Source organism: Sphingopyxis jiangsuensis (genome assembly GCF_016734905.1).
Classification (GTDB): domain Bacteria; phylum Pseudomonadota; class Alphaproteobacteria; order Sphingomonadales; family Sphingomonadaceae; genus Sphingopyxis; species Sphingopyxis jiangsuensis.
The window spans coordinates 480,501-493,152 of sequence record NZ_JAERPO010000002.1; the positions used below are offsets into that span (position 1 = coordinate 480,501).

Annotated in this window: 15 protein-coding genes; 8 read left to right on the plus strand and 7 right to left on the minus strand. The window is 66.1% G+C overall.

Features of this window, described 5'->3' with window-relative positions; translation table 11 throughout:
- Positions 1-5: 5 nt before the first annotated feature.
- The 3 genes from JI743_RS09005 to JI743_RS09015 form a co-directional block, all read right to left on the minus strand.
- A complete protein-coding gene (locus JI743_RS09005) occupies positions 6-683 on the minus strand; it encodes an HAD-IA family hydrolase (protein ID WP_201927985.1) in 678 nt (225 codons plus the stop codon).
- Positions 680-1,783 carry a DUF2855 family protein gene (locus tag JI743_RS09010; protein WP_201927986.1) on the minus strand — a complete coding sequence of 368 codons (1,104 nt, stop codon included), beginning with the start codon at positions 1,781-1,783 and terminating at the stop codon, positions 680-682. The genes JI743_RS09005 and JI743_RS09010 overlap by 4 nt, the downstream gene beginning before the upstream one ends.
- Before the next feature lie 76 nt (positions 1,784-1,859).
- Positions 1,860-2,780 (minus strand): SMP-30/gluconolactonase/LRE family protein, encoded by a 921-nt coding sequence (locus tag JI743_RS09015; protein WP_201927987.1) that lies wholly within the window; start codon positions 2,778-2,780, stop codon positions 1,860-1,862.
- Positions 2,781-2,938: 158 nt separating this feature from the next.
- Between JI743_RS09015 and JI743_RS09020 the strand changes: the two genes are divergently transcribed.
- Both JI743_RS09020 and JI743_RS09025 read left to right on the plus strand, forming a co-directional pair.
- Positions 2,939-3,538, plus strand: a complete 600-nt coding sequence (locus tag JI743_RS09020; RefSeq protein ID WP_201927988.1) for a TIGR02466 family protein — start codon at positions 2,939-2,941, stop codon at positions 3,536-3,538.
- Positions 3,539-3,595: 57 nt separating this feature from the next.
- Positions 3,596-5,035, plus strand: coding sequence for an NAD-dependent succinate-semialdehyde dehydrogenase (locus JI743_RS09025; RefSeq protein ID WP_201927989.1), 1,440 nt, complete (start codon positions 3,596-3,598; stop codon positions 5,033-5,035).
- 104 nt (positions 5,036-5,139) lie between these two features.
- Here JI743_RS09025 and JI743_RS09030 read toward each other — a convergent pair whose 3' ends face one another.
- Together JI743_RS09030 and JI743_RS09035 are read right to left on the minus strand one after the other, a co-directional pair.
- Positions 5,140-5,913, minus strand: coding sequence for an SDR family oxidoreductase (locus JI743_RS09030; RefSeq protein ID WP_330902383.1), 774 nt, complete (start codon positions 5,911-5,913; stop codon positions 5,140-5,142).
- A complete protein-coding gene (locus JI743_RS09035; RefSeq protein WP_201927990.1) occupies positions 5,901-6,284 on the minus strand; it encodes a dihydroneopterin aldolase in 384 nt (127 codons plus the stop codon). The genes JI743_RS09030 and JI743_RS09035 overlap by 13 nt, the downstream gene beginning before the upstream one ends.
- A gap of 90 nt (positions 6,285-6,374) precedes the next feature.
- On the opposite strand from JI743_RS09035, the gene JI743_RS09040 reads away from it, so the two are divergent.
- On the plus strand, positions 6,375-6,878 hold the full coding sequence (locus tag JI743_RS09040) for a GNAT family N-acetyltransferase (protein ID WP_201927991.1): 504 nt from the start codon (positions 6,375-6,377) through the stop codon (positions 6,876-6,878).
- Positions 6,879-6,953: 75 nt separating this feature from the next.
- Here JI743_RS09040 and JI743_RS09045 read toward each other — a convergent pair whose 3' ends face one another.
- Entirely contained in the window at positions 6,954-7,847 is an 894-nt protein-coding gene (locus JI743_RS09045; RefSeq protein ID WP_201927992.1) for a LysR family transcriptional regulator, read from the minus strand.
- An 87-nt stretch (positions 7,848-7,934) separates the two neighbouring features.
- Between JI743_RS09045 and JI743_RS09050 the strand changes: the two genes are divergently transcribed.
- From JI743_RS09050 to JI743_RS09070, 5 genes are all read left to right on the plus strand, one after another.
- Positions 7,935-8,648, plus strand: a complete 714-nt coding sequence (locus JI743_RS09050; protein WP_201927993.1) for a CoA transferase subunit A — start codon at positions 7,935-7,937, stop codon at positions 8,646-8,648.
- Positions 8,645-9,280, plus strand: coding sequence for a CoA transferase subunit B (locus tag JI743_RS09055; RefSeq protein ID WP_201927994.1), 636 nt, complete (start codon positions 8,645-8,647; stop codon positions 9,278-9,280). Before JI743_RS09050 ends, JI743_RS09055 begins: the two co-directional genes overlap by 4 nt.
- Positions 9,281-9,338: 58 nt before the next feature.
- Positions 9,339-10,634 carry a serine hydrolase domain-containing protein gene (locus JI743_RS09060; RefSeq protein WP_201927995.1) on the plus strand — a complete coding sequence of 432 codons (1,296 nt, stop codon included), beginning with the start codon at positions 9,339-9,341 and terminating at the stop codon, positions 10,632-10,634.
- Between the two features lie 65 nt (positions 10,635-10,699).
- Positions 10,700-11,677 (plus strand): NAD-dependent epimerase/dehydratase family protein, encoded by a 978-nt coding sequence (locus JI743_RS09065; protein WP_201927996.1) that lies wholly within the window; start codon positions 10,700-10,702, stop codon positions 11,675-11,677.
- Positions 11,665-12,345, plus strand: coding sequence for a glutathione S-transferase family protein (locus tag JI743_RS09070; protein ID WP_201927997.1), 681 nt, complete (start codon positions 11,665-11,667; stop codon positions 12,343-12,345). Before JI743_RS09065 ends, JI743_RS09070 begins: the two co-directional genes overlap by 13 nt.
- A 9-nt stretch (positions 12,346-12,354) precedes the next feature.
- On the opposite strand, the gene JI743_RS09075 is transcribed toward JI743_RS09070, so the two are convergent.
- The gene (locus JI743_RS09075) at positions 12,355-12,639 is read right to left on the minus strand and encodes a hypothetical protein (RefSeq protein ID WP_201927998.1); all 285 of its coding nucleotides are present in this window, start codon (positions 12,637-12,639) and stop codon (positions 12,355-12,357) included.
- Positions 12,640-12,652 lie beyond the last annotated feature (13 nt).

Consider the following 12,652-nt stretch of genomic DNA (forward strand, 5'->3'; position numbering starts at 1 on the left):
CAACTTCACACGCACAACGATGCCGGAAACTGCCTCATCCCCAACGCCGCCGACAGGTCGGCGAGTGCCTGTTCGCCGCTCGTCACCTTGATCGCGTGCATGCCGAGCGCTGCTGCCGGTTTGCAGTTGATCCCGAGGTCGTCGAGATAGATGCACGCCGCAGGCTCGACCCCCAGCGCGTCGCACATCATGCGGTAAATGCGCGGGTCGGGTTTGCGCACACCGACCTTGCTCGATTCGATCACATGGTCGAAGCGCGCCATGATCGCGGCGATCTGCTCGGCATCGGCGGCGGTGCGCGCCATGCCTGCGCCTTGCAGCCCGGTCTGCTGCGTCGGGACATTGTTGGTGATGCAGCCGACCGTAAAACCCTTCGCCTTCAACGTGTCGAGCGCGGCGACCATCGCGGGGCGCACCGCGCCCGCAAGCACGGCGAGCACCGCCGCACCCTCGAGCTCGTGCCCCAGTGCGCGCGCCTCTTCGGCAAACATGCGGTCGAACGCCGCTCCGTCGATCTCGGCGCGCTCGAACAAGGCCCAGGCGTTGCTATCGGGGTTCGCAGCGTTGACGCGGCGGACGAAGTCGCGCGGCAGCCCGCGTTCCTCCTCGAGCCGGTTGAACGCCTCGAACGGCGAGGACGTAATGACGCCGCCGAAATCGAAGATGACGGTCGAAAAGCTCATGGTTCGATGACGATCCCGGCCTTGGGGTTCGGCGTGCCCGCAAGCATCTCGCGATAGGCTGCAAGTGCGGCGTCGCCGCCGCGGCGCTTGTCGATGGCGGCGAACCGCGGGGCGACCGCCATGAAGGCAAGCCATGCTTCGGCGATCCTTTTGCCGAACTCGGCGCCGCCCCAGTCGGCGATGCGCTTCTGGCTGCGCCCCGGCGCGAAAAAGCCCTGTCGTTGCGGACCGGGGAGGCCATTGTCGTCGGCGCGCGCGTCCCAGTGCGACTTGCCGACGACGATCGACGCTTTGAGATTGTTCCCGAAATGGCTGTGTACCGAGCGCGTTACCGCGCCATTGCCTGCCATATCGACAAGCGCGGCAGGTGCGCCGGCGTTGAGCGCGAAAATCTGGTCATAGCTGATCACGCGGTCGTAAATCGCCTGCGCGGCGAGCGCCTCGACATTCGCTGCGCTCGTGAGCCCGACCGTCTCGGGCCGGTTCGCACGCCGCGCGAGTGAAAAGCCAAGGCCGATCGCCGTCTTGCTCGACGCGCTGGCGATCAGGATCTGCGCTGCGCCATAATCGCCCTCATCCTCGAACTGGTCGGCGATCAGCCAGCCGGTGAGGAAGAGCGGGCGAAAGACGGGCCAATGGTCGTGATGCGCGGCGCGATAATCGACGAGCGCGTCGATCCGCTGATATTGGTTATAGATGGGGGGCAGCGTCTTGCGCCGCTGCGTGACGTCGGTGAAGCCAGCGGGTCCAGCCTTGCCGACGTCGAGCACCGCGTGGCTCGCCATCGGGTAATAGCCATAGAAACGGTCGCCCACCGCGACGCCATCGGCCGCGCTTTCGGTGACGGTTGCAAAGCCCCAGACAGGCAGGCGCCCGGGCGCATCGCGCTCGGCAAAGAAATCCCAATAGCCCTGGTCGTTGCCGAACAGCCCTGAAGGCTTGCCGAAGACCGCATAGGTGATGTTGTTCGCGGTCATCGCATAGCTGTCGATGCGCACACGCACCTGCCCGGATTGGAGCGGCGGCGGCGGATCGGCGACGAGACTGGCCTGGGTGATATCATCGCGATCGATGTCGATCGCCCAACCGCTGTCATTCATGAACGCGCCCCTCCGTTTGTTCTGCAAGGAAACCAACCTTGCAGATGCGGGGAGCGGATTCAACCGCGCGGGGCCGTCAATGGGCGAGCGCCAGACCCGGCCGTGCCCAACGCGTCTTCACCAATCGCCCGCTGCCCGACAGGGTGATATAGGCATCGCGCATGTCGGCGCCGCCGAAGGCGATGTTGGTCGTGAAGACGTCGTCGGTTGCGACGAACTCGACCAGTTCGCCCGCAGGCGACACGACGCTGATCCCGCACTCGCCGATAGTCGCGACGCAGATATTGCCCGACGCCTCCATCGCGAGGCTGTCGAAGAATTTATAGCCCGCGGGGCGATAGAGCGGGATGCCGGGTCCGCCCGGCCCCGCGGCATCGTCGACCTTGCCCGGGGCGACGATATTGAATTGCGTCAGGCGGCAGGTGTAGGTTTCGGCGGCATAAAGCTTCGTTCCGTCAGGCGACAGGCCGATGCCATTGGGGTTGTAGCTCGGGAAGATCACTTCCTCGACGAAACTGCCGTCCGCCTTCGCATAGAAAATGCCGACGATGTCGTGGCAACGCTTGTCATAGTCGACTTTGCCATGGTCGGTGAACCAGAAGCCCCCGTGCGCGTCGAACATCAGGTCGTTGGGGCCGCGCAGGCTGACGCCCTGATCGCCGCTCCGGTAGAGCGTCTCAACCGCGCCGGTGCCGATGTCGATCCGCTCTATCCGCCCGCCTGAATAGTCCCTTGCGATGCCGTGCGGCGCGAGAAAGCCGTTCGCCTCGACATATTCGAACCCGCCGTTGTTGCAGCAATAGAGCTTGCCGTCGGGGCCGATCGCCAGCCCGTTCGGGCCGCCGCCGGGCGACGCGATCACTTCCTTGCGTCCGCCCGGCCAGCAGCGCGTGATGCGACCCGCCGCAATCTCGGTGACGATGACGCTGCCGTCGGCCATTACCACGGGCGCCTCGGGGAAGCGCAGTCCATCGGCGATCAATTCGAAAGCGGCCATAGTCTCTCCCTCCTCTTGTCATCTCCACCTCGTCACCCCGGACTTGATCCGGGGTCCATTCTGCGCAGCGAGTGACGAATGGATGCCGGATCACGTCCGGCATGACGAAATGGGGTGTCTCCCTTGCTCTTGCTCCGTGGCTGTGCTTTGCGGCCATCATGCCCGTTCGCACGCTCTTCGCCACCCCTTTCTTCGAAGCCGACATCGGATCGGACGCGCTTCTGGACGAACTCGAACATAGCTGCCACCTGCTCGCCGAAGAGGACGCCGCCGGGCGCCGCTGGAGCCGCGAGCATGGCTATAAGGGCTACACCAGTTACGCGAGCCTCGCCGACCTGCCCGAACGCGATCCCGCCTGCGCCGACCTCAAGCGGCTGCTCGACAAGCAGGTGCGCGCTTTTGCAAAGGCGTGCCATTTCGATTTGGCGAAGCCGCTCAGGCTCGACAGCCTGTGGGTCAATATCCTCAAACCCGGTGGCACGCACAGCGGGCATATCCACCCGCACAGCATCGTGTCGGGCACCTTCTATGTCGCGGTGCCGCCCGGGTCGGGCGCGCTCAAGCTGGAGGACCCGCGGCTCGCTATGCTGATGGCGGCGCCGGGGCGCACCGACGACGCGCCCGAACATCTGCTCCCCTTCGTCTATGCCGAACCCGCGGCGGGGCGCGTCTTTCTGTGGGAAAGCTGGCTGCGGCACGAAGTGATGCCGCACTCCGGCAAGGGCGAGCGAATTAGTATCAGCTTTAACTATCGCTGATCGCGCCTATATCGCTCGCACTGACCAATCTCCCCACGGATCAGACAGGAAATGCCCATGACCGACACCGCCACCTATGACGCCGACCTCCAGCTTTTCATCGCGGGCGAGTGGCGCGGGGGCGAGGCGCGCGAGGCGCGGCCGGTGTTCAACCCCGCAACCGCCGACACCATCGCCGAACTACCGGTGGCAACCGCCGCCGACCTCGACGAGGCGCTTGCCGCGGCCGAGCGCGGCTGGCCGCTGTGGCGCGCGAAGAGCTTCGACGAGCGCGCCGCGCTGATGCACAAGGCCGCGGGACTGATCCGCGAACGTGCCGACCATATCGCGACGCTGCTCACGCTCGAACAGGGCAAGCCGCTTGCAGAGGCGCGCGGCGAGGTATTGTCGGCGGCGGGGCTGTTCGACTATTTCGCCGAACAGGGCAAGCGCATCGAAGGCCGTGTCCTCCAGCGGCCCGCAGGGCAGCGCGCGATGGTGCTCAAGCAGCCCGTCGGCCCGGTCGCGGCGTTCAGCCCGTGGAACTTCCCGGTCAATCTGATGGTAAAGAAGATTGCCCCCGCGCTCGCCGCGGGCTGCGTCGTGATCGCGAAGGCGCCCGAGGAAACGCCCGGCTGCACCAGCGCGATCATGCGCTGCATCGCCGATGCAGGCATCCCCGGCGACGCCGCCCAGCTCGTCTATGGCAATCCCGACATGATCAGCCGCCACCTGCTCGGAAGCCCGGTGATCCGCAAGGTCAGCTTCACCGGATCGACCGCGGTCGGCAAGCATCTGATGAAACTCGCGGCCGACAATGTGCAGCGTATCACGATGGAACTCGGCGGCCATGCGCCGGTGCTGATCTTTGACGATTGCGACCTCGACGCGACGCTCGACCGCGTCGTCGCGCAGAAGTTCCGCAACGCGGGCCAGGTCTGCGTGTCGCCGACGCGCTTCTATGTGCAGCAGGGCATCTATGACGCCTTCGTCAAGGGCTTTGCCGAGCGCACCGCCAAGGTCCGCGTCGGAAGCGGGCTCGATGCCAACACGCAGATGGGGCCGCTCGCGAACGAGCGCCGTATCCCCGCGCTCGAGGCGATGATCGCCGACGCGACCGCCAGGGGCGCGCGCGTCGTCGCGGGCGGCGGTCGCGGCGAGGGCGGCTATTTCTTCCAGCCGACCGCGCTCGCCGACGTGCCGGTCGACGCCGATGCGATGAACCACGAACCCTTCGGCCCGATGGCGCTGATACGCCCCTTCGCGACCGAAGAGGATGCACTCGAACAGGCGAACCGGCTGCCCTATGGCCTCGCCGCTTTTGCCTTCACCGAGAACGGCCGCCGCATCAATCGAATTGCCGACGGGATCGAAAGCGGGATGGTGGGGATCAACAGCTTCGTCATTTCAAGCCACGACATGCCCTTTGGCGGGATCAAGCAGTCGGGCTTCGGCAGCGAAAGCGGCCCCGAAGGACTCGACGGCTATCTCGTCACCAAGGCGGTGCATATTTATTGAGCGCCGCACGGCACCGAGGTGAATAGCGGCTTGGGGGTGGGGAGCGGACGTTTCCTGTTTGATGGCAGAAATCGGTCCTAAACAGCCCTCATTGCCAGCGACGTTCAACCCCGCTCCAGCGCCACGAAATCGCGCCCCAGCGGCGCCAGATGCGCACCGCCGTCGACAAAGATCGTCTGCCCCGTCACCGACTCGGCGCGCGCGAGATACACGACCGCATCCGCGACCTGATCGGGGCGCGGCAGGGCCTTTAATGGCATCCGACCAGCGAGCCGCTCGACCTGCGCCGCGCTGTAATCGTCGGTCGCGAGCGTCAGCCCCGGCGCGACGGCGTTGACGCGTGCGCGGTCGCCGAAGGCGACGGCAAGCGTCGCGGTCGCCTGCCACAGCGCCGATTTCGACAGGCTATAGGCAAGCTGGTCGGGCACCGGATTGGCGACGCGCTGATCGAGGATGTGGACGATTGCGGGCCGCGCATCGGGGGTGCTGGCGGCGACGAGCGCCTTTGCAAGCATTACCGGCGCGTGATGATTGACCTGCATCATTTCGGCGAGCGCGGCGTGCGACAGATCGCCCCACTCGCCCTCGGCGAACAGCGCGGCATTGTTGACGAGCAGGTCGGGTGCGCGGCCAAAGGCTTCGACGACCGCGGGGACCAGCCCCTCCACCGCCGCCGGGTCTGCCAGATCGGCAGCAAAGCGCCGGCACTCGGCGCCGGTATCGGCGAGCGCGTCGGCAAGCACCGCGTCGGCCTCGCCCGGGCTGCGCTTGTGGATCGCGAGCGCATAGCCTTCGCGCGCCAGCCGCGCGGCGATCGCCGCGCCGACGCGGTGCAGACCGCCGGTGACAAGTGCCAGCCGCTGCATCACGGACGCCACTGCGCGCGGCTCCGCCGCATCGTGATGCCGATCTGTTCGCCCTCCTCGGCAATCGCGAGCTTGACGATCTTCACCTCGACCTCCTCGACCTTGTCGTCCTGCAGGAAGAGCGTGTCGATGATGTGGTCGGCGACGCTTTCGATCAGCACGAAATGCACATCCTTGGGGATGCCCTCGGTCGCCGCGAATTTCAGGTTCATGTAATTTTTCGACCGGCTGAGCGGCGTCGTCGGCTCATAATGATCGGCCATCGCCAGCCGCGCGCGGACGGAGATGCGCAATGGCTGCGGCAGGTGCGTCTCTTCGGAATAGATTCCGGTGAGCACCTGGACGGTCAAGCCGTCGACTTCGAGCCACAATTGATCGGTCACAAGAAAATCCTGTCTGGAGGACGCGACATTCGGCTTTGCATCGCCGCCGCGCGCCCCTAAAGCGCCGCCGCATTAGCGAAAGGGCGCGCGTTGGTCGAGTTACTTCCATTGGCGGAGATTGCACCGCAGGCGGTCGAGGATTTGCTCGACGCGGCATTCGGCGCCGACCGCTTCGCCCGCACCGCCTATCGGCTTCGCGAGGGCGCCAGCGCCATCCCTGCGCTCAGCTTTGCGCTGGTGTCCGAAGGCGCGCTCGTCGCGACGATCCAATGCTGGCCGGTCGCGCACCGCGCCCCCAATGGCACCGTCACCCCGCTCGTGATGGTCGGCCCGGTCGCCGTGCGCCCCGACGCGCAGCGCGGCGGGCACGGCCGCCGGCTGATGGACCATATGCTCGCCGCCGCCGAAAGCGCGGCCGACGGCGCGCTGATGATGATTGGCGACCCCGAATATTACGGCCGCTTCTTCGGCTTCACCGCCGAAGCAACGGGCAAATGGGACTTGCCCGGTCCCTATGAAAAGCACCGCCTGCTTGCGCGCGACGTCAACGGGCATGACGTTCCGGCAGGCGAGGGGATGGTCGGGCCGCGTTAGGTCGAGCACTTGGTCGGCGGAACGTCGGCTTGAGGGTGGAAAGAATGCCCGGAAATCGATCGCACCCTGCCCTCATCATGCGCCTGCCGCCGCGAGGTTCAGCTTAGCCGCGCGGTCGAATATCTGCGTGAGCACGGGCTCGGTGTCGGCGACGCGCATTGCGACGTGGAACTCGACGGGCGCGAGGGCGGGCATGGCGGCGATTTCGACGAGCGCGCCGCTTTCGACTTCGCCGCGCACCATCGGTCGCGGGAAGATGCCGATGCCGCCCCCGGCGCGCGCGATGTCGATCATCGTGCGCGCATTGTTGCAGAGATTGAGCGACTTTTGCGCAATGCGCGACGCCGCGATCGCCTCGCGCATCCGGCCGTGGATCGGCGAGTGGCTGGCGAGCGACCAGACCGGCAGCATCGCCGCGCCGCCCGCAAAGGCCGCAGCGACTGCGGGGCTTGCGAGCCAGACCAGTTCGACCTCGCCGATCGGGCTGGTCTTGAGCGCGGGGTGCGCGATCGGGCCGGCGGCAAAGGCGAGGTCGGTGCGCCCGGTGAGCAATTGCTGGATGAGATTGGCGGTAAGGTCGATCTCGATCTCCAGCCCGACACCCGGCATATCGGCCTTGAGTTCGGCGACGAAGGGCGGGAGGCAGCTCGCCGCCGCAATCTCGCCCGCGCCGATGCGTACCACCCCGCTCGCCTCGCCGAAGCCGCCGCTGCCGAGCAGCGCCTGCTCCATCTCGCGAAGCAGCGGCGCGCAGTCGCGCACCAGCTTGCGCCCCGCCGGAGTGAGCGCCATGCCGCGCCCGTCGCGCCGGAACAGCGTCGCGCCGACGCGCTGCTCAAGCTCGCGCATCCGCGCCGACACCGCGGGCTGCGTCGTGTTGAGCCGCTCGGCCGCCGCCGAGAAGGTCCCGAGCCGTTCGATCCACAGCAGGGTTTCGAGATGGTAGATCGAAATTCGATTGATAGACATCAGTTATGAATAATCGAAAATTAGAACAATTAGAATTGATGAATTATTTGCGCCAATGTCGCACGCGACACGAGAGGAGGCCGACCTATGGCGAATAAGCGATATCCCGACGCGGCGGCGGCGCTCGACGGGCTTTTGTTCGATGGCATGCATATTTGCGCGGGCGGTTTCGGCCTGTGCGGCATCCCCGAGCGGCTGATCGACGCGATCCGCGACGCGGGCGTCAAGGACCTCACCATCGCGAGCAACAATGCCGGCATCGACGGTGAAGGGCTGGGCAAGCTGCTGCGCACGCGGCAGGTCAAGAAAATGATCTCCTCCTATGTCGGCGAGAACAAGGAGTTCGAGCGGCAATATCTGGCAGGCGAGCTCGAGGTCGAATTCTGCCCGCAGGGGACGCTCGCCGAACGCTGCCGCGCGGGCGGCGCGGGTATCCCCGGCTTTTATACCAAGACCGGCGTCGGCACGCTCGTCGCCGAGGGCAAGGAAGTAAAGAGTTTCGACGGCGAGGATTATATCCTCGAACGCGGCATCTTTGCCGACCTCGCGATCATCAAGGGATGGAAAGCCGACGAGAGCGGGAACCTGATTTTCCGCAAGACCGCGCGCAACTTCAACCAGCCGATGGCAACCGCGGCGAAAATCTGCGTCGCCGAGGTCGAGGAAATCGTCCCCGTCGGCAGCCTCGACCCCGACTGTGTCCACCTGCCCGGCATTTATGTGAAGCGCATGATCGTCGGCGCGCCCTATGACAAGAAGATCGAATTCCGAACCGTCCGCGAGCGGGAGGATGCACAATGAGCTGGACCCGTGACGACATGGCGGCGCGCGCCGCGAAAGAGCTGCAGGACGGCTATTATGTGAACTTGGGGATAGGCATCCCGACGCTGGTCGCGAACCATATCCCCGCAGGGATGGAGGTCACGCTGCAGTCGGAAAACGGCATGCTCGGCATCGGCCCCTTTCCCTATGCGGGCGACGAAGATCCCGACCTGATCAATGCGGGCAAGCAGACGATCAGCGAACTGCCGCAGTCGGTCTATTTCAGCTCGTCGGACAGTTTCGCGATGATCCGCGGCGGGCATATCGACCTGACCGTGCTCGGTGCGATGGAAATCGCCGAAAATGGCGACATCGCCAACTGGATGATCCCGGGCAAGATGATCAAGGGCATGGGCGGCGCGATGGACCTTGTCGCCGGGGTCAAGAAGATCATCGTCGTGATGGAGCATGTGTCGAAGAACGGCGACCCCAAGTTCATACCGGCGTGCACGCTGCCGCTGACGGGCAAGAATGTGGTCGATATGATCATCACCGACCTTGCCGTGTTCAAACGCGACGACCATGACAGCCCGTTCCGGCTGATCGAGCTGGCACCGGGTGTGACCGCGGACGAGGTCGCGGCAAAGACGACGGCGCATTACATCGCCTGACGCCTTCCCACAGCGGACGGGGTGACGACGGGGTAAGGGGCGGCTAAGAGACCGCCCCATGCACCGCATCGTCATCGTTCTGATCGCCCTCGCCACACTGGGATTGTCGGGTTGGGTCGGCTATCACGCGATGGGCGGCGGCGATCCCGTCGCCAGCGTCGCCATTCCGCGCAGCGCCCCCGAAAACCTGCCCGACACGCCCGCCGAATGGCGCGGGCGCATCGATTACCGAGCCTTCGACCGGCAGTTGACCGCGCTGGCGCAGCGGCCCGAGATGGCGGGACTCGCGGTCGCGGTCGTCGAGGAAGGCGAACTGCGCTTTGTCCGCACCTATGGCGTCGCCGACGCGTCGACCGGCGCGCCGGTCACGCCGCACACGCTGTTTCGCTGGGCGTCGGTGTCGAAGACGGTGGCGGGCACCCTCGCCGCAGCGCTCGCCGATCGCGGCGCGCTCGACCTTCGCGCGCGGCTGGCCGACCGGCGCACGACGCTGCGCCTTCCCGGCGGCGGCGAGACGCGCATCACGATCGAGGACCTGCTCGCCCAGCGTACCGGCCTTACGAAAAACGCCTATGACGACAAGCTTGAGGACGGACAGGACCCGACGGCGCTACGCGTCAGCCTGGCCGGCGCGCCGCTGCAATGCGATCCCGGCACCTGTCACACCTACCAGAATATCGCTTTCGACGCCGCGAGCGAGCTTTTGTCGGGCGCGGCGAACGAGCCTTTTTCGGATGCCGTGATGAACCGGCTGTTCGCTCCGCTCGGCATGGCGAGCGCCAGCTATGGAATGGAGCCGCTGATCGCAGCAGCCGATTGGGCGAAGCCGCATCGCGAGCAGCGCGTGCTGCCGGTCAAGGAGGCCTATTGGCGCGTTCCAGCGGCGGCGGGTGTCCAGAGCGACATCGTCGATTTCGCAAAATGGATGCAGGCGATGATGGGGGCGCGCTCCGACGTGCTTTCCGCCGCGGTGCTGGAGCTTGCCCATCGCCCCCGCGTCGGCACCGGACGGCTCTACGGCGGCGCGCTGCGGCAAGCGAACAGCGACGCCGCCTACGGCCTCGGCTGGCGAAGCTTTACCTTTGGCGGCAGCCGTCTCGCGGGCCATTCGGGTGCGGTGTCGGGCTATCGCGCGACGATGATTTTCGAACCTGCGACGCGGACGGGCGTCGTCGCAATGTGGAACAGCGACTGGGGCTTTCCCTTCCGCATCCCTTTCGCGGCTATCGACAGCTATCACCGCCGACGCGAGACCGACTGGCTCGACCTCAGCGAGCTGCCGCAGCGCGAAAACCCGGCCGCACCGCCGCCGATCGTCGCGCCGCGCGACGCAGGTCAGGTCGCGCCCGACTGACAAGGCTTGCTCGCGACCTCGCGCTTCGTTATCGGGCGCGCGTCCTTGGCCGTAGGAGACATTCGATGCGCGTCCTGTTGACCGGTTCGTCGGGCTGGCTGGGACGCTATCTCGCGCCGTTGCTGATCGAGACGGGACATGAGGTTGTGGGGCTCGACGTCGTGCCCGGCGCGCATACGCAATTGCTCGGCACCGTCGCCGACCGCGCTTTCGTCGACCGGGCGATGGGCGACAATGGCATCGAGGCAGTGATCCACGCGGGCGCGCTGCACAAGCCCGACATCGTCCGTTATCCGCGCCAGGCCTTCATCGACGTCAACACGAGCGGCACGCTCAACCTGATCGAAGCCGCCGTCGCGGCGGGCAACGACCGGTTTCTCTTCACCTCGACGACGTCGCTGATGGTCCGCGACGATGTGCGCGCAGGGGCGAGCGATGCTGGCGCCTGGTGGATGGACGAAGATTTCGGCCCGCTCGCGCCGCGCAACATCTATGGCATCACCAAACTCGCCGCCGAACAGGCGTGCCGGCTCGTCCACCGCGAGCATGGCATATCGATCGCGATCCTGCGCACGGGGCGCTTCTTTCCCGAGGATGACGATACGCACGCCGTCCCAAGCGGGGAGAATCTCAAGGCCAATGAACTGCTTAACCGCCGCCTGACGGTCGAGGATGCCGCGGCGGCGCATCTCGCCGCGCTCGAGCGCACGCCCGAGATCGGCTGCGACACGTTCGTCCTGTCGGCACCGCCGCCCTTCGCGCGCGAGGAGGCTGCCGAGCTGGCGCGCGATGCGCGTGCGGTGATCGCACGGCACTTCCCCGACGCCGCCGATCTCTATTCTGCGCGCGGATGGGTGCTGCCCGAGGCGATCGACCGCGTCTATGATCCATCGCGCGCCGAGCGCCGTCTCGGCTGGCGCGCGCGAACCGACTTTGCCGCGGTACTCGCGGTGCTCCGCAACGGCAGCGAGCTGCCCTTTGCGCATGATCCCGACTACACCTCCCCCATCGTCGCACAGGAGCGCGAGTCATGTATGTGCTGATCACTGCCAACCGCAATTATTCGAGCTGGTCTCTGCGCCCGTGGATGCTGATGAAGGGGCTGGGAATAAAGTTCGACGATCGCATCGAACCCTTCACCAAACCGACCAATTATGACGAGTTTCGCAGCTTCTCTCCTACCGGGCAGGTTCCGGTGCTTTTGCACGAGGGGCGGGCGATTTACGATTCGCTCGGCATCGCGCTCTACCTTGCCGACCGGCACGATGGCGTGTGGCCGACAGACGCCGATGCGCGCGCCTGGGCACAATGCGCGGCGTGCGAGATGCACAGCGGCTTTGCGGCGCTGCGCAGCGACTGCACGATGAATGTGGGGGTGCGCGTCACGCCCAAGCCGATGTCCGATGCGCTGAAGGCCAATGTCGCGCGCCTCCGCGAATTGTTCGAAGAGGGACTGGCGCGCTTTGGCGGCCCCTGGCTGGCGGGTGACACCTTTGGCGCAGTCGATGCCTTTTTCGCGCCGGTCGCTTTTCGTATCCGCACATACGGCCTCGACGTCGGCGCGGGACAGGCGTGGGTCGATCATATTCTCGCCCACCCGGCGATGCGCGAGTGGGAAACCGCGGCGCTCGCCGAGGACTGGCGCGAGGCGAGCCATGAAGAGGAACTCGCGGCGGCGGGTGCGATAATCGCCGATTATCGCGCCGCCTGACACCCGGTCTCAATAGGCAGGTGGGTCGCTGGCCGGAAAGGATTCGTCGCTCGCCTCGTCGACCGCTCCCCACGGCCGCGTCGCCGGATCGCGCATCGCGTCCGGCCCGGCCGAGCGCGTCTGGTCGATATTTTCAGGATCGGTCTCGTCGTCACGATAGGCAGCCGCATGACCGTCGGCTTTTTTCGGGCCACCCGACCCCTTCATTGCGCGGCCGGCGAGCCATACCAGCCCGACGCCGCCCAACATTTTCAGAACGCCGCCAACGCGTCCGGTAGAAACCCTGCCTGACATTGCGAACTCCTTT

Bases quoted from the DNA above. Each gene is read 5' to 3' on its own strand.
- JI743_RS09050 (WP_201927993.1), top strand. From the start codon at position 7,935: ATGGCGAATAAGCGATATCCCGACGCGGCGGCGGCGCTCGACGGGCTT.
- JI743_RS09005 (WP_201927985.1), bottom strand. From the start codon at position 683: ATGAGCTTTTCGACCGTCATCTTCGATTTCGGCGGCGTCATTACGTCC.
- JI743_RS09070 (WP_201927997.1), top strand. From the start codon at position 11,665: ATGTATGTGCTGATCACTGCCAACCGCAATTATTCGAGCTGGTCTCTG.
- JI743_RS09065 (WP_201927996.1), top strand. From the start codon at position 10,700: ATGCGCGTCCTGTTGACCGGTTCGTCGGGCTGGCTGGGACGCTATCTC.
- JI743_RS09010 (WP_201927986.1), bottom strand. From the start codon at position 1,783: ATGAATGACAGCGGTTGGGCGATCGACATCGATCGCGATGATATCACC.
- JI743_RS09045 (WP_201927992.1), bottom strand. From the start codon at position 7,847: ATGTCTATCAATCGAATTTCGATCTACCATCTCGAAACCCTGCTGTGG.
- JI743_RS09075 (WP_201927998.1), bottom strand. From the start codon at position 12,639: ATGTCAGGCAGGGTTTCTACCGGACGCGTTGGCGGCGTTCTGAAAATG.
- JI743_RS09020 (WP_201927988.1), top strand. From the start codon at position 2,939: ATGCCCGTTCGCACGCTCTTCGCCACCCCTTTCTTCGAAGCCGACATC.
- JI743_RS09025 (WP_201927989.1), top strand. From the start codon at position 3,596: ATGACCGACACCGCCACCTATGACGCCGACCTCCAGCTTTTCATCGCG.
- JI743_RS09015 (WP_201927987.1), bottom strand. From the start codon at position 2,780: ATGGCCGCTTTCGAATTGATCGCCGATGGACTGCGCTTCCCCGAGGCG.
- JI743_RS09060 (WP_201927995.1), top strand. From the start codon at position 9,339: ATGCACCGCATCGTCATCGTTCTGATCGCCCTCGCCACACTGGGATTG.
- JI743_RS09055 (WP_201927994.1), top strand. From the start codon at position 8,645: ATGAGCTGGACCCGTGACGACATGGCGGCGCGCGCCGCGAAAGAGCTG.